Origin of the sequence: Sporosarcina sp. Marseille-Q4063 (assembly GCF_018309085.1) — a bacterium.
Taxonomy (GTDB): Bacteria; Bacillota; Bacilli; order Bacillales_A; family Planococcaceae; genus Sporosarcina.
In genome coordinates, this window is sequence record NZ_CP070502.1 from 2,538,124 (window position 1) to 2,553,105 (window position 14,982).

Here is a 14,982-nt window from a genome sequence, read left to right on the forward strand (position 1 = left end):
GGTATTTCATTCGCGGTGAATTTGGCGAATGAAATGCTTTTTTTGTAAATAAATTAGAAGGTTGAGTTAATGAAAATGGTATGATATACTTTTTCCGACGTACCCAGTCTCTTTTTATTTGTACTTTATGTAACCGGTTCCACAACGAAATGCTTTGATTAATTGGATGGAGTGAAAAACTTGAAACCTATTATATTTGATGTAGATACAGGAATTGATGATGCTTTGGCGATGGCTTATGCATTAAATTCTCCGGAGCTAGAGGTGATCGGATTTACGACTGTTTTCGGTAATGTGCCGGTGGTAGATGCAACGCGAAATACGCTTACAGTTTTGGAAAAGGTAGCGCAAACGATTCCCGTTTACGAGGGGGCGGCTCAAACATTGATGGGCCGAGATAAGATAAACTGGCCGAAACATGTCCACGGAGAAGGTGGTTTAGGGGATAGATTTATAAGCGACCCTATTACCAAAGCGGAAAGTCAATTTGCGCCCGATTTCATTATCGAACAGGTGAAAAAACGTCCACATGAAATAACAGTGATTGCGGTTGGACCGTTGACTAATCTGGCACTTGCAATTAAAAAGTCGCCGGAAATCATTCCGCTCGTTAAAGAAGTTATTGTAATGGGCGGCGCGGTAAACGTTCCAGGAAATGTGAATGAATACAGTGAAGCTAACATCTTATGCGATTCTGAAGCCGCAGAATATGTTCTTTCTTCGGGTATACAATTGACGCTTGTCGGACTTGATGTAACCATGAAAACATTATTGCCAAAGTCAAAGCTCGATAAATGGCGTACTGATGGTCAGGAAAAGGGACATTTCTTTGCAGATATGACTGAGTTTTATATCGGACATTATGAAAAAACATTTCCTGGTATCAAGGGCTGCGCGCTTCATGATCCGCTTGCTGTCGGGGTTGCAATCGATTCGAGTTTTGTTAAGACGGAGACGATGAACGTCAAAGTTGTGACAGAAGGGGAAGAGGCTGGAAGGACGGTTGGTACCCATGAAGAAGAGGCGACAACTCGTGTATGTACAGAGATTGATGCCAATCGATTTTTAGAACATTTTTTGGAAAGGGTAATATGAATTAATTACGAAAAAGGAAGCACGACATCGATTGGTGTTGTGCTTCCTTTTGATAGTTAGAGCGCACGCGCATAGTGACGCAATTTTTCTCTATCGATTTCCATGCCAAAACCAGGTCCGTTCGGTATGATGACTTCGAAATTTTCATATTGAATGTCATTCACCGTAATATTATCTTTGAATAATAAAGGACCAAATATCTCCGTCCCGAATTTCATTTCCGGAATGGTAGCATAAACCTGAGCGCAAATTGCTGTTCCGAGACTAGATTCAATCATCGTTCCACCGTATAAACCGATTCCCGCGGCTTCCGCGATTCCCGCAACTTTCTTCGTTTGCGTCAGGCCACCAGCCTTACATGGTTTCAAAGCGATGCAATTACCTGCCCGGTGTTTTGAAATTTGGAAGACATCTTGAATGCTATTTGCGGCTTCATCGGCCATGATTGGCACTTTGAATCTGGCCGTCAATCTGGACATGCCTTCGTAATTCCATGTTGGGAGCGGTTGCTCGATCATTGAAACACCGCCGTCTTCTAGAGCTTCAATGCAATAATTTGCGGTGTCCTCATCCCACGCCTGATTGACGTCAACTGTGATTCTAGCCTGATCCCCAACCGCATCCTTAATTTTTCGAACATGTTCCACGTTTTTAAATGGATCACCAGTACCAATTTTTAATTTGAAGATATTATGGCGTTTTTGATGCAAGAACTCTTTCGCTTCTTCAATATCTTGTTCTGTATTTCCACTGGCAAGTGTCCAGGCGATTGGTAGTGAAGTATGGATCTGTCCGCCGAATAACTCGAAAGCGGGGACTCCTTTACTTCGCGCAGCTAAATCGATAATGGCTGCTTCTATTACAGTTTTAGCAAAATGATTTCCGCGAACTTGTTTTGACACTTCGAACATGATTTTGTCAAAATGAACCGGATTCTTTCCAATCACTAACGGCGTAATATATGTGTCGATATTGGCCTTAATCGCTTCTGGCGTTGACTCACCGTAAGAGGCGCCTCCGATTGTCGCCACTTCGGACCAGCCCTCGCGTCCTTCGTCATCCGTGACGCAACCGACGACAATCGTTTGCGAAACAATCGTGTGCATGGCGAGTTGATGCGGACGAATCGTTGGCAAATCTAGAATGTATACATCAACGGAACGTATTTTCATGGTTGACCCCCAATAAATTCGGCTTCGGTTTTTTCTTTAACTTCTTCGATACTTACACCTGGCATGAGTTCCACTAGCTGTAACTGTTTATCTTCAATCTTGAATACCGCTAATTCAGTAAAAATCATATCGACGCTTCTAGTCGAAGTAATGGGGTAGGTACATTCCTTTACGAGTTTGCTGCTGCCATCTTTAGAAGTATGGCTCATCGTCACGAACACTTTTTTCGCTCCGACCAATAAATCCATAGCGCCGCCGACACCCATAATACCTTTTCCAGGAACTGCCCAGTTTGCAATAACCCCAGTTTCATCTACTTGGAGTGCGCCTAAAATTGCGACATCAACATGGCCTCCGCGAATCATAGAGAATGAATCTGAGCTATTAAAATAAGAGGCACCGATTGCTTCTCCAACGGGTAACTTTCCGGCATTAACCAGGTTGGGATCCACATCCGCTTCTTCCACATCTGTCACACCAAGCAAGCCGTTTTCTGTATGCAAATAAATATTCTCGTCAGTTAAATATTCCGCAACAATCGTCGGGATTCCAATGCCTAAATTCACGACACAAGGTCCTTCTAATTCCCGGGCCACTCGTTTTGCGATTGAATGTTGCATATTCGCTTGATTTATCTTTATAGTCATTTCGCCACAACCCCTTCCTTCGTCAACACTTGGTTTGCCTCGACAATGACATCGACGAATAAGAATGGCGTTATGATTTCCTCAGGGTTCAACACGCCTGGTTCCACGATTTCATCCACTTCTACGATAACTTTTTTTGCGGCTGTCGCCATTAATGGATTAAAATTACGAGCTGTTTTGTAATAGACGAGATTCCCCAAAGTATCGGCCTTATGCGCACGGATAAGTGCAACATCCGCACGAATGGCTTTTTCCAAAATATATTTCACACCATCAATTTCGCGTTCTTCTTTTCCTTTTGCTAAATCCGTTCCAACACCAGTCGTCGTATAATAACCGCCGAGGCCAGCCCCGCCAGCACGTAACGACTCGGCTAATGTGCCTTGGGGGAGTAGTTCCAATTCAATTTCGCCCTTTTGATATTTGTCGCCAACATCTCGATTACTCGTAAAATAAGAACCGATGCCTTTTTTTATTTTATTTTGATTCAATAAAATGCCGAGTCCTTTTCCTGATTCCCCAAGATTATTGCTGACGATTGTAAGGTCCTTAACATCTTTTGCCGTTAAGCCATCTATTAATGAGAGAGGGGCGCCTATTAATCCGAAGCCACCGACTAAAACGGTATGCCCGCTTTCAACAAAGGACAGTGCATCTTGAATGTTATCCATAACTTTAGTCATTTATGACGCTCCTTATTTTTTGCTAGTTTAAGTGAATCGCTAATTTCAAACCATGAAGGAATCCCGGATGTTAAAATGCAAATGTATCCGACATCTGCAAGATCTTCTTCGGAAGCACCAACGTCTCTCGCTTTTTCCATCCAATCAGTTGCATCTGTACCTTTTAGCTCGGTGATATAGTTTCCGACCATGTTCAAATGCTTCATACGTGAAGAAACAAGACCATCCCCAAGTAATTTTGCTTCAATTTCTACAGGATTTCCTTTTTTGATAATTTCGAGTGAATCTTCTAGGAAACTCGTATCGTCATCGCCTATCCACGTAATCATTGTTTGGATGATTTCATCAATCGTTTCTGGATTTTTCTTGGGTTGCTCAACTGGACGGCCTTTTAACTCAAGTGCATAGGAAAGGGATTCCATCGAAACTTTTAAAGAATCTATACCCCCATATTGATAAGAAACTAAAAGATACTCGACCAGCTCAGGAATCGTTGAACCATAATCGATTGCGCCTTTTGTATGGTAACCCATGCTTCTAGCGTATAATCTTGCTGCATTCATGCTCGCCAAAAGGACATCCTTCTCTTTGCGGGATAATGCACCATCCTGCATGATTTCCCCGCGTAATCCTGTGTAATGATCAAGAACCACCGGGCTATAATCATGCATTTTTTGCACCCAGCCAGGTACTTCATCGTAAACTTGTTGAAAATAGGCCAATCCTTTACTCATTCATTTCCCTCCACATACTTGTTTAGAAAGTCTTCGATATAGCCGTTAATGTCTTCGCGGTTTTCGAAAACCATCGTGTAATGATTGCAATCAGAAATCACTGTTTCAATTGTTTTTGTAGATTGCCTAGTTTGTTCGTAATCCGTCAAGTAAAATAATGGCGGCATGGCACCAATATTTCCCTCTGCATAGACAAGCAAGATAGGGCAGTCGATTTGCGAACAAATTTGTTCCGGATCAAACGTAAAGAAACTCTCGAAGTCAGCTACGATTCGGACTTCTGTTGATTTGTTCTCCCAATGATCACCGACAAGCGCTACTTCGTATTCAACTGTATTTTGCAATACATCATTCCACTCGATGCCTAAGTTTGTGTAGATTTTTTGTATTTCACTTACGTAATGCTCTTCCGACGTAAACTCTCTGCTTAGTCTGCCTAAAGAGGGCTGTACAATGTCCTTTTGATGATCAGATGCTTTCGCGGCGCCGTCCAATAAAATTACCGCTTTGGTAGATTTCAATTTGCTTGCCACAATTGCTGCTATAAATGCTCCCATTGAATAGCCTAATAGAATTGGGCTGTCGATTTTAAGTTCTTTAATTAACCCCAAAATGTCTTCAGCATGCTTAAAAATTGATGTATCTGCATCTGTTTCGGCGCTATTTCCGCGGCCTCGTAAATCGACTGCTATAAATCGATAATCACCTTTGAATTTTTCCGCATAATAATGCATGTTTTTATGTGTCCCCGTTAACCCGTGGATAGCGATAATCGTTCCTTTTTTCCCTGGGTAATCCGCCAATTGAATGGTATTTCCATTGATGTTCACAGTATAAAATTCCATTTTCACACCTCTTTTGATCGTAATGCGTACATTAACAAAATAACCGTCAAGATTTCCTTGACAGCTAGAGGGTTGTTGCCTTATTCGGTTCTCATGACAAAGTTTAATGAAGCCTCTTTATAATCGCCTTTATCGATTAGTTTTGTTGTCAATGAAGAACGCACGCCACCGGCAACATCTGTTTCTAACCACTCGTCTCCTTCAAAGAACACTTGCGTAATTAATGTCTCATGTCCCTCGTGTTCGAACTTGATGTGGATATGTGCAGGGCGGTATGCATGATAACCAGCAGCGAATGTAAATTCACCAGTTGGTCCATTTGTCGGGATCTGGTAAGGGATTGGAACAATCGCTTCGACCTCGAAATCTCCGTTTTCGTCTGTATAAAAATGACCTCTTAAGTTGAAGTCGGGCGCAGTAGAATCATAGTTTGAATACAGTCCATCCGCATCATCCTGCCACCATTCGACTTTGGTTTTGCCGAGAGATCCATTGACGGAACTGACATTTCCGAAAAACTTTAATTTGTCCCCAGGCTCATCCGGTCTTTGCGGAATGACAACTTTTGAACCTTCAAGAAATGGTGAGTCTTCTTCATAGTAAGGACCTAGAAGGGAAGGTTCTGTGCCTGGAGCATCTTTGTATCTTGATTCTAAAACATAAGTTTCAACAAATACATCTAGAAATAATGGAATCTCGCCGCTTCTGCCAAGCTGATCTGCCCATTTGACGAAATTCGTATATTCCTCGTGATTGAATTGTTGTTCATCTAGAAAGTTTTTCATGTGTTTGACGAAACCCTCATATGCGTTCAAAATACGTGGATTTGCTTCTACTGCTTTTGTCATGTTAATTTCCCCCTTTTGATTTGTTTTCTCTTTTCTTTGCGAATGCTATGTTCAAAAGTCTCGATGTAACCGTCATCATCTAATCTTGTAGTTGTACGCTTAACGTACAATGTGTGTTTATTCGTACAACTCCATCATAGCATAAAGAATGATATGTTTGTCAATAGGAAATATTGAAAATAATTAAAAGTGACAAATAAAAAAATCCTGCATAGAAAATACAGGATTTTTAAGGAAGTTAACTTATCTTGCTGGTTGCATCTGGTTCATTAATAATTGTTGGATGTGCAATTTAACCATTGGCCATTCTGGACGAATAACGCTAAAGATAACAGTGTTTCGAGGTGTGCCGTCTTTACGCACCATATGATCACGTAAAATACCTTCTTGTGTGGCACCAATACGAGCAATTGCATTTCTTGAACGTTCGTTTCTTTCGTCCGCCTGGATCTGAATGCGGTTAAGATTAAGCACTTCGAAGCAATACTGCATTAACAAATACTTGCAATTTGAGTTGATTGGGCTTCGCCAATAAGCGGGGGAGAGCCATGAAAAACCAATTTCAATTCGATTATGATAAGGATCGGGATTCATGAGTTTCGTACTCCCGATAATGCGATTTGTTTTATTGTCAATAATGACAAATGGATGTTCCTTGCCTAATTCTTGATTTAACAATGATTGTTCTACGAATCTCGCAGCATCTTCACGACTTTGAATCGTTACCACCAAATGCGTCCATATCTCACTATAATTACCTGCTTCGAAGATGGCATCGATATCAGTCAGTTGCATGGATCGAATTGTAACAATGTCATTCACAAGCTCAATATTTTTCATCACAGGACCCCTTTTTATCTTTCATATTTTTAAATCTATCCCAATACTTATCGAACCTCTGGATTAAGAAATCTAGAGGAGAATGGGCTTAATCATTACGTGCATCAACAAATTATTTTGTTGTATATTATTATGATTTCTTTTAATGTAATGTAATTATAAGGTGAATCGCCGAAAAAATGAAGCGAAACTTTTCGGAAATTAAATATTTTTTTATTGCGCATATTTGAATGGAATAAACCTCAAAAAAATAACAGATGATGATTAATTGGGTCGATATTTATCGTAATCAAGTTGTGAAATTATGTAGAAATTAAAAATGAATCATGTGGCTAAATATAGCTTGCATGACTCATTTTCAAATTGATTTTACTTAGCAGTAAGACCGCCATCAACAGGAAGTTCGACACCTGAAATGTGTTTTGCTTCGTCTGAAGCCAGGAATAGGATAGCTGATGCTACATCTTCCGCGTTTCCTAAATCCGGGGTAGCGATTTGTGATAGGAAGTAATCTTTATACTGATCCATATAAGGTGCGCTCATTGGCGTTACGATATAACCGGGGTGTATAGAATTTACACGTATCCCTTGTTTACCGTAGTCTACTGCCGCTGCCTTAGTGATTGAGCGAACAGCACCTTTGGAAGCTGTGTAACCGCCAGCGCCTGACATACCTGTTAAGGCAGCGGTCGATGAAATGTTGACGATTGAACCGCCATTATTTTCGATCATTAAAGGAATGGCTAGTTGCATGCCGAACATGACGCTGTTTACGTTAATCGCATACAAGCGTGCCCAATCTTCTTCTGTTTGCTCTAGGAAATCTTTTGAAAATGAAATACCCGCGTTGTTCACAAGGATATCGAGTTTACTAAACTGATCAGTTGTTTGTGCATAAACAGTTTTCCAATCTTCTTTATTCGCTACGTTATGTTTGACTGCGATTGCTTCGCCGCCGGCTTCTGTAATTTTTGCAACGACAGCTTGAACAGCTTCTTCGTTGATATCGGTCGCAACTACTTTTGCACCAGATTGCGCAAATAATATAGCTGTTGCCTCACCCATTCCACTGCCGGCACCCGTTACGACAGCCACTTTATCTTGAAGTCTCATTCGATGATACCTCCATTTCAAATAGTGATAGTCGGACTATCACTTTATTTAATTTTAGCTTAATCAAAGAAAGATTGCAAAGGAAAGCGAGCAGTTTTAAAACTGATATAATGTGAAATAGAACGGGGGTCGAACGATGACGGGGATTCAACAACAAAATAAAAATAAACGCTACAATAGTATTATTCAAACTGCGGAATCATTATTTCTGGAGCACGGACTTGACCATGTGCAAATGCAGCATATAGCGGATGCGGAAGGGATAGGCATTGCCACGTTATTCCGTTATTTTCCGAAGAAAAATAAACTCATAGTAGCTGTCGCAGTCCAAAACTTGGAACGCAATATTCAACACTTTGAAGAGATTGTATCTGCAGATCAACCAGCAGTCGAGCGATTAAAGCGAGTGCTCGATCATTTAACGGTGAAAAATACAGCAGAAATAAAACACTCCACAAAATTTCGTGAAGCATTTGAAAGTTATGCTTCATTTACCAAAGAGCCACTGGAAGATATTGAAGATTATATAAATGTTCAAAAAAGAATTGCAGACATCCTGCTGCGTATTGCGGAAGATGGAAAAGTGGATGGTTCGATTCGCGCGGATATTCCGATTAAAGAAGCGATTATTACAATCATTAATGCCTACGGGACATTTGGAAGCAATATCGCATTAAAGTCATCAATTTCTTATTTAGAAGATGATATTGCGCCGCATATTCAACAGCGAATGCTAATGGAAATGCTCCTCTCCTATCTCCGTCCTTATAGTTAAAAAGTTCTGCCTCGAAGTTGTTTTAATCAACCTTGGGGCAGAACTTTTGTAGTTATAGCTTTTTCACAAATTCAGTTTTCAACTGCATCGCGCCAATGCCATCAATTTTACAATTTATATCATGGTCTTCATCGACTAATTGGATATCTTTAACTTTTGTGCCTTTTTTCACGACAGATGAGCTTCCTTTGACTTTAAGGTCTTTGATGACCGTGACAGAATCCCCGTCGTTTAAAATATTTCCATGGGCGTCCTTGTAAACTTTTTGCTCTTCAATCTCTTCAGCTTCTGATTCTAACGTCCACTCATGTGCGCACTCTGGGCAAACAAAAAGATTCCCGTCTTCATACGTGTATTCAGAATTACATTTTGGACAATTCGGCAATTCATTCATAAAATTCGTCCCTCCAAGTAATTAATGATTACCACCAATTAAATTTATCTGATTGCAATAGTTCATTTGCTGCATCTGGACCCGTTGAGCCCGCAGTGTAAGGATGTAAAGGCAACATATCCGCTTCAAACGCTTCTAATAACGGTTGGATCCATTTCCACGATAATTCAACCTCTTCCCAATGCGCAAAGAATGTCGCATTCCCGAGCATCGCATCAAATAGCAGAAGTTCATAGGCTTCCGACTGATCATCCGAATCAGTCGTGAAGTTAATGCAGGCAGGTTCAAAACGATTGCTTGAAGGATCTTTTATATTCAGCCTTAAAGAAATACCTTCGTTCGGATTAATGTCGAGTATTAATAAGTTCGGGATAATCCCTTCAGCCGGGATTTCTTTTGCTTTATTCTTAAACTCAATGACAATGCGTGTAGATTTCTTGTTTAACCTTTTCCCCGTACGAATATAAATGGGAATTCCGCTCCAATACGGAGTATCAATATATAAGCGTGCCGCGAAATAAGTGTCAATATTTGATCCAGCTTTAACTCCGGGCTCTTCTTGATAGCCTTCAACAGGTGTGTCAAGGACTTCACCCGATTCATATTGCCCGCGAATAACATCCCGGTGTGCATCTTCTTTTGAGATGGGGCGAAGAGATTCAATCACTTCTATTTTTTTAAGGCTAACTTCTTTGGCTGTTATTTTCTCGGGAATGTGCAAGGCGGTCATCATCACCAACTGGAGCAGGTGGTTCTGAACCATATCGCGAATGGCACCGGCTTGGTCATAATAGGCAGCGCGGGTTTCGACGCCGACTGTTTCACTTGCGGTGATTTGAACATTGGCAATTTGTTTAAGATCTAATAAGGATCCTAAGGCCGGATTGGCATATACCAATGACTCGAGATTTTGGACCATCGGTTTTCCGAGATAATGGTCAATCCTATAAATTTCTACTTCATTGAAAGCTTCACTCAATTTCTTATTTAATTGCCTGGCTGATTTTAAATCGGTGCCAAATGGCTTTTCAACAACGAGTCGTCTCCAGCCTTTGGTACGGTTTATCCCGTTTTTGTTAAGATTTGACGTAATCACCTCGACTAACTGAGGTGCAACGGATAAATAGAAAAGGCGGTTTCCAGGTATACCCAACTCGGCTTCTCTGTTTTCAATGAGCTCGTGCAAAAGCTGATAGGAATTCTTGTCTGTCGCATCAAATGCGCAGTACTGAAAATGCGCTAGAAACGCTTGTAAACCAGCTGTTTGAACAGCTCTCCTTGAATGGACTCTAAGTGATTCTTCTACTTTGGATTGGAAAAATTCGTTTGACCACTCTCTTCTTCCTAAACCGATTACAGAAAATGAGCCTGGTATTTTTCCTTCGAGAAATAAATTATATAAAGCAGGGAATAACTTACGTTGCGCCAAGTCTCCTGTTGCGCCAAATAAAACAAAAGTCAGGTCTTCCATTATCCGTTTTTCTGGGACATCAATTAAAGAATCTTTCACGTTAAATTCGTCCAATAGGCTTTCGTTCTCCATATTTGAATCGCTCCTATTTTTACAATCAGTATTTTGTTATGTCAGGTATAATAATTAGAATAAATCTTAGTATACTATTGTCCCGCATAATGAAAAAGAAATGATAACTAATTTATAAAATTAATTAATTTCGACGCTGCCAATAAAGCAGCTATACTAGACAATAATATGGAGAACATGCGAACATAGTTGTATAGACAGATGAAAAAATACTTAATGAATGGGTGAAAAATATGAAAATGTATGATGTAACAGGAACAGTTTACGAAGGCATGACGGTTTATAAGGATAAACCAGAAAAACAACCAACGTTTAATACAGTAACGAATGGTTATGTCACTGAAACGCGGGTGGAACTAGATGTGCACACAGGAACGCATATCGATGCGCCGCGTCACATGGTTGTAGACGGGGATACGTTTGAATCAGTTCCGATGGAAGACCTTGTAGGGCAGTCTAAAGTGTTCGATTTAACAGACGTGGAAGACGGGATTTCAAAAGAGGACTTAGCGCAATTTGATATTCAAAAAGGCGACTTTGTCATTTTGAAAACGAAAAACTCATATGAAGATGCATTTAATTTCGAGTTTATTTATCTTGCCCAAGACGGAGCAGAATATCTTTCTGAGTTAGGTGTAAGAGGTGTTGGAATCGACACGCTCGGTATCGAACGGGATCAAGAAGGACATCCTACTCATAAAACACTATTTGGAAATAAAATCATTATTATAGAAGGACTTCGCTTAAAGGAAGTTGAGCAAGGGGAGTACTTCATGGTTGCGGCACCGTTGAAATTAACGGGTACAGATGGATCGCCTGCAAGAGTGTTGCTATTCGAAGGGTTAAAATAATAAGGGATTAAAAAAGGCTGTCATAGAAAATCGGTTCTTACTGACTTTCTTGACAGCTTTTTTAACACAGTTCATTTTCTTTCGCCGAGCACCTTATCCCAATCGATGGTGTCGTTTTTCACTTGTTCGCGAAGTTCTTTGGTCATAATATCAGTCGGGCCTCCACCGTTTGGCCAATCATCATCATGGCCTTGCCATTCTGGACGATCCTGCGATAAAACATAGGCGGCAATATTAGCAGCTTCTTGTTTTGAAAGAGAACCTGGATCATCTTGCGGCATATTATTTTTGATGAATCCAGCGAATTTTGATAACCGGGCCATTCCGGCTCCATCATTAAATGATCCTTCTCCCCAAAGAGCAGGACCTGTGTTTGGACCTGTACCTGCGCCATCGCTTGCGTGGCATGTGATGCAAGTCTGTTGAAACATTTCCTCGCCTTCCGCAACATCTGGCGTGGGTACGTTTTCCATGTCGTTCTTGCCAAGCCATTCCGGTTCCGAACCGATTGGAACGCCTTTGGAAATATAGGTGATGTAAGCAATCATCGCTTTTACGTCTTCGTCGCCTTCCGGAAACGGTTGACCATTCATGCTTCGAACCATGCATCCATTTATGCGGTCTTCTAGCGTGACAATATTATCCGAACGATCTCTGTAAATCGGATAGACTCCTGAGACACCTACTAATGATGAAACATTCTCATCAATACCGTTTCCTGCATGGCAGCTTGTACAGGTTAGCTCATTCACTCTTTTTTCGCCGTCTTCAATAGAAGCAGCTTCTGATCTTAAAATATTGGACGTGTCATGTAATAAATCACGCCCTCTTAAAATCGCTTCCCCGAGTTGCCCCTCTGGAATGTCATTAATTGATGGTGGGTCATGCGTAGCGTTTCCTACTTTGGGAATAAAACCGCCTTGGGTAATTACAATGATGACGAGGGGGACTATAAGTAAAAACCCGATGAAAATTAATAAAGATCTCCTGTTCACACAATTACCTCCCTTTTTCTTCCTCCTCTATTTCTCTACCCAGGCCATCTCGGGTACTAAACATAAAAGTCCAATTTTAAACTCCCTTTTTCCGAAAAGTGAGTTATTTAGACAACTGCATAATGAACCTTTATATAGTACATACTCTTGTTGATAGAACTTTGAAAAATATCAACAGGAGGAATGTTATTTATGGGCGTTATGGAAGGAAATCCGAAAAAAGAACCAATGCATTACGGTGAAGTTATTGGAGTATGGGCATATATTGGCGCGAATAATGGCTTAATCAGTGGCTACGAGGCATTCGTTAATCATGCAGCAGATGAGGATTTAATCAAGCTTCTAAAAGAAGCTGTTCAAACAATGAAATCAGAAGTAAAAGAGCTTGAGGGTCTTTTGCAAGAGAACGGTATTACGCCTCCGCCTGCATTACCTGGTCGAGGAACAGCGAATGCAGAAGACATTCCTGCTGGCGCAAGGTTTATGGATCCAGAAATTAGTGCCGCCATGTCGATAAATGTCGGACAAGGAATGGTGTCGATAAGCCAAGTGATGGGGCAGTGCCTGAGAGAAGATATCGCTACGATGTTCGCTAAATATCTGAAAGATAAAATCATGTTTGGCGCGAAGTTATTGCGAATGAATAAAGACAAGGGTTGGATTATTCCACCGCCACATCTTACTTCAAATTAGCAATTAAGCCAATGAATTGTTATAATAGTGGGAACTCTTCGACGTGGCCAAGTAAATAAGAATTGTGAAACAGAAAATATAGCGAAAGCTGAGAGCTATATCACTGCTTTTTATCGAAACCTACCACTGAGACGTTATGCAAACATAACCGAGTCGTTTTCGTTATCAAACGTTTAGAGGGCTTACGTTAAGCTAAACTAAGGTGGTACCACGTCTATTCAGCACAAAGACGTCCTTTCATAAGGACAACTTTGTGCTTTTTATTATTTTAGGAGGGAAATTCTATGACGAATCTACAGAAAAATGATTTTTCGAAGTGGTATATCGATACGATTCAAAAAGCGGACTTAATGGATTACACGCCAGTTCGCGGATGCATCGCCTTTAAACCCGATGGCTATGAAATTTGGGAACATATTCAGGCTGAAATGGATCGGCGTTTTAAAGAAACGGGGCATCGTAATGCGTATTTTCCGATGTTAATTCCGGAGTCGTTTTTTGAAAAAGAAAAAGATCACATCGAAGGTTTTTCACCTGAGCTTCCTTGGGTTACAGAAGCGGCGGGGGAGAAGTTAGAAGAACGTTTAGCGTTACGACCAACTTCTGAAACGATGATTGGGCATCTCTATTCAGATTGGATAAAAAGCTATCGTGATTTACCGGTCCTTATAAACCAATGGGCAAACGTCTTCCGATGGGAAAAGAAGACGCTTCCTTTCATTCGGACCTCTGAGTTTTTATGGCAGGAAGGGCATACCGCACATGTAGATGAAGAAGAAGCACGCGCAGAAACGATGCAAATGCTGAATATATATAAAGAAGTGGTAGAAGAGTTACTGGCAATACCGGTTTACGATGGACAAAAAACACCTTCTGAACGCTTTGCGGGTGCGGTAGATACATATTCAATAGAAGCGATGATGAAGGACGGGAAAGCAGTTCAAGCAGGGACTTCACATTACTTGGGGACTAAATTTGCTGAAGCTTTTGATATTAAATATTTAACGAAAGAGAATAAGCATGAATTCGTTCATACAACTTCTTGGGGAACGTCTACCCGTTTAATCGGTTCGGTCATTATGACGCACGGTGACGAACAAGGTCTTGTATTACCGCCGCGAATTGCACCGACACAAGTGGTTTTGATACCAGTTGGACCGTGGAAGAAAAGTCCCGAAATCATGGAAAAATTAGATGAAGTTTTTGTAGAATTAAAAGGACGAGGAATTCGCGTACGTCTAGATGATTCCGATCAATCACCGGGCTACAAATTCAATGAGTGGGAGTTAAAAGGTGTTCCAGTTCGAGTCGAATTGGGGCCACGTGATTTAGCGAAAAATGAAGCGCTCATTAAAGCGCGTGATGAAGAAGAGAAAGTTGCAGTTGCACTACCAACCATCACGGATTGCGTTGAAGGTGCATTAAATACGATGCAAACACGTTTACTTGAAAAAGCACGCGCATTCCGTGAAAATCATTCCCATACGCATGTCGATTCACTCGAACAATTGGCGAAACATATTGCGAAGTCTGCGGAAAAAGGAGAAATCCCTGGTTGGGTGCTTGCTGGTTGGTGCGGGGAAGATGCTTGCGAAGAACAAGTGAAAGATGAAACGAAATTTACAACACGTAATATTCCGTTCAATCCACCAACAAAGAAATCAGCTTGCATTAATTGTGGTAAAGAGTCGAAACATACTGTATGGTTCGCAAGAGCTTATTAACTAAATGAAATGGAAACGCTCCTCTTCAGA

At 40.9% G+C, this 14,982-nt stretch carries 16 protein-coding genes; 5 read left to right on the forward strand and 11 right to left on the reverse strand.

Translation table 11 applies throughout. The annotated features are described in order from the left end of the window. Positions 1 to 180: 180 nt before the first annotated feature. A complete protein-coding gene (locus JSQ81_RS13180) occupies positions 181 to 1,095 on the forward strand; it encodes a nucleoside hydrolase (protein WP_212604483.1) in 915 nt (304 codons plus the stop codon). Between the two features lie 56 nt (positions 1,096 to 1,151). Here JSQ81_RS13180 and JSQ81_RS13185 read toward each other — a convergent pair whose 3' ends face one another. The 8 genes from JSQ81_RS13185 to JSQ81_RS13220 all read right to left on the reverse strand — a co-directional run bounded on the left by JSQ81_RS13185 (position 1,152) and on the right by JSQ81_RS13220 (position 7,977). Continuing rightward, positions 1,152 to 2,267 carry a muconate cycloisomerase family protein gene (locus JSQ81_RS13185; protein ID WP_212604484.1) on the reverse strand — a complete coding sequence of 372 codons (1,116 nt, stop codon included), beginning with the start codon at positions 2,265 to 2,267 and terminating at the stop codon, positions 1,152 to 1,154. Further along, positions 2,264 to 2,914 carry a 3-oxoacid CoA-transferase subunit B gene (locus JSQ81_RS13190; protein WP_249336539.1) on the reverse strand — a complete coding sequence of 217 codons (651 nt, stop codon included), beginning with the start codon at positions 2,912 to 2,914 and terminating at the stop codon, positions 2,264 to 2,266. Before JSQ81_RS13190 ends, JSQ81_RS13185 begins: the two co-directional genes overlap by 4 nt. Beyond that, positions 2,911 to 3,597, reverse strand: coding sequence for a CoA transferase subunit A (locus tag JSQ81_RS13195; protein ID WP_212604485.1), 687 nt, complete (start codon positions 3,595 to 3,597; stop codon positions 2,911 to 2,913). The genes JSQ81_RS13190 and JSQ81_RS13195 overlap by 4 nt, the downstream gene beginning before the upstream one ends. Continuing rightward, positions 3,594 to 4,331 (reverse strand): carboxymuconolactone decarboxylase family protein, encoded by a 738-nt coding sequence (locus JSQ81_RS13200; protein WP_212604486.1) that lies wholly within the window; start codon positions 4,329 to 4,331, stop codon positions 3,594 to 3,596. Before JSQ81_RS13200 ends, JSQ81_RS13195 begins: the two co-directional genes overlap by 4 nt. After that, entirely contained in the window at positions 4,328 to 5,284 is a 957-nt protein-coding gene (locus JSQ81_RS13205; protein WP_371812546.1) for an alpha/beta fold hydrolase, read from the reverse strand. Before JSQ81_RS13205 ends, JSQ81_RS13200 begins: the two co-directional genes overlap by 4 nt. After that, the gene (locus JSQ81_RS13210) at positions 5,257 to 6,024 is read right to left on the reverse strand and encodes a dioxygenase family protein (RefSeq protein ID WP_212604488.1); all 768 of its coding nucleotides are present in this window, start codon (positions 6,022 to 6,024) and stop codon (positions 5,257 to 5,259) included. The genes JSQ81_RS13205 and JSQ81_RS13210 overlap by 28 nt, the downstream gene beginning before the upstream one ends. A 243-nt stretch (positions 6,025 to 6,267) precedes the next feature. Next, entirely contained in the window at positions 6,268 to 6,864 is a 597-nt protein-coding gene (locus JSQ81_RS13215; RefSeq protein WP_212604489.1) for a GNAT family N-acetyltransferase, read from the reverse strand. Positions 6,865 to 7,233: 369 nt separating this feature from the next. Beyond that, positions 7,234 to 7,977, reverse strand: coding sequence for an SDR family NAD(P)-dependent oxidoreductase (locus tag JSQ81_RS13220; protein WP_212604490.1), 744 nt, complete (start codon positions 7,975 to 7,977; stop codon positions 7,234 to 7,236). A 136-nt stretch (positions 7,978 to 8,113) separates the two neighbouring features. On the opposite strand from JSQ81_RS13220, the gene JSQ81_RS13225 reads away from it, so the two are divergent. Further along, positions 8,114 to 8,752 (forward strand): TetR/AcrR family transcriptional regulator, encoded by a 639-nt coding sequence (locus JSQ81_RS13225; protein WP_212604491.1) that lies wholly within the window; start codon positions 8,114 to 8,116, stop codon positions 8,750 to 8,752. Positions 8,753 to 8,804: 52 nt separating this feature from the next. Here JSQ81_RS13225 and JSQ81_RS13230 read toward each other — a convergent pair whose 3' ends face one another. Continuing rightward, on the reverse strand, positions 8,805 to 9,146 hold the full coding sequence (locus tag JSQ81_RS13230) for a zinc ribbon domain-containing protein YjdM (RefSeq protein ID WP_212604492.1): 342 nt from the start codon (positions 9,144 to 9,146) through the stop codon (positions 8,805 to 8,807). 28 nt (positions 9,147 to 9,174) lie between these two features. Further along, positions 9,175 to 10,617: a glucose-6-phosphate dehydrogenase gene (zwf, locus tag JSQ81_RS13235; RefSeq protein WP_212607666.1), complete on the reverse strand. Its 1,443-nt coding sequence runs from the start codon at positions 10,615 to 10,617 to the stop codon at positions 9,175 to 9,177. Positions 10,618 to 10,922: 305 nt separating this feature from the next. Between zwf and JSQ81_RS13240 the strand changes: the two genes are divergently transcribed. After that, positions 10,923 to 11,540, forward strand: coding sequence for a cyclase family protein (locus JSQ81_RS13240; protein ID WP_212604493.1), 618 nt, complete (start codon positions 10,923 to 10,925; stop codon positions 11,538 to 11,540). Positions 11,541 to 11,611: 71 nt separating this feature from the next. On the opposite strand, the gene JSQ81_RS13245 is transcribed toward JSQ81_RS13240, so the two are convergent. Next, positions 11,612 to 12,535 (reverse strand): c-type cytochrome, encoded by a 924-nt coding sequence (locus JSQ81_RS13245; RefSeq protein ID WP_212604494.1) that lies wholly within the window; start codon positions 12,533 to 12,535, stop codon positions 11,612 to 11,614. Positions 12,536 to 12,727: 192 nt separating this feature from the next. Between JSQ81_RS13245 and JSQ81_RS13250 the strand changes: the two genes are divergently transcribed. Beyond that, the gene (locus tag JSQ81_RS13250) at positions 12,728 to 13,228 is read left to right on the forward strand and encodes a DUF3231 family protein (RefSeq protein WP_212604495.1); all 501 of its coding nucleotides are present in this window, start codon (positions 12,728 to 12,730) and stop codon (positions 13,226 to 13,228) included. 284 nt (positions 13,229 to 13,512) lie between these two features. Continuing rightward, a complete protein-coding gene (proS, locus tag JSQ81_RS13255; RefSeq protein WP_212604496.1) occupies positions 13,513 to 14,952 on the forward strand; it encodes a proline--tRNA ligase in 1,440 nt (479 codons plus the stop codon). Positions 14,953 to 14,982: the final 30 nt, after the last annotated feature.

Coding starts and splice junctions, on each gene's coding strand:
- JSQ81_RS13190 (WP_249336539.1), bottom strand. CDS start 2,914: ATGACTATAAAGATAAATCAAGCGAATATGCAACATTCAATCGCAAAA.
- JSQ81_RS13215 (WP_212604489.1), bottom strand. CDS start 6,864: ATGAAAAATATTGAGCTTGTGAATGACATTGTTACAATTCGATCCATG.
- JSQ81_RS13220 (WP_212604490.1), bottom strand. CDS start 7,977: ATGAGACTTCAAGATAAAGTGGCTGTCGTAACGGGTGCCGGCAGTGGA.
- zwf (WP_212607666.1), bottom strand. CDS start 10,617: ATGGAAGACCTGACTTTTGTTTTATTTGGCGCAACAGGAGACTTGGCG.
- JSQ81_RS13195 (WP_212604485.1), bottom strand. CDS start 3,597: ATGACTAAAGTTATGGATAACATTCAAGATGCACTGTCCTTTGTTGAA.
- JSQ81_RS13225 (WP_212604491.1), top strand. CDS start 8,114: ATGACGGGGATTCAACAACAAAATAAAAATAAACGCTACAATAGTATT.
- JSQ81_RS13240 (WP_212604493.1), top strand. CDS start 10,923: ATGAAAATGTATGATGTAACAGGAACAGTTTACGAAGGCATGACGGTT.
- proS (WP_212604496.1), top strand. CDS start 13,513: ATGACGAATCTACAGAAAAATGATTTTTCGAAGTGGTATATCGATACG.
- JSQ81_RS13250 (WP_212604495.1), top strand. CDS start 12,728: ATGGGCGTTATGGAAGGAAATCCGAAAAAAGAACCAATGCATTACGGT.
- JSQ81_RS13185 (WP_212604484.1), bottom strand. CDS start 2,267: ATGAAAATACGTTCCGTTGATGTATACATTCTAGATTTGCCAACGATT.
- JSQ81_RS13230 (WP_212604492.1), bottom strand. CDS start 9,146: ATGAATGAATTGCCGAATTGTCCAAAATGTAATTCTGAATACACGTAT.
- JSQ81_RS13200 (WP_212604486.1), bottom strand. CDS start 4,331: ATGAGTAAAGGATTGGCCTATTTTCAACAAGTTTACGATGAAGTACCT.
- JSQ81_RS13210 (WP_212604488.1), bottom strand. CDS start 6,024: ATGACAAAAGCAGTAGAAGCAAATCCACGTATTTTGAACGCATATGAG.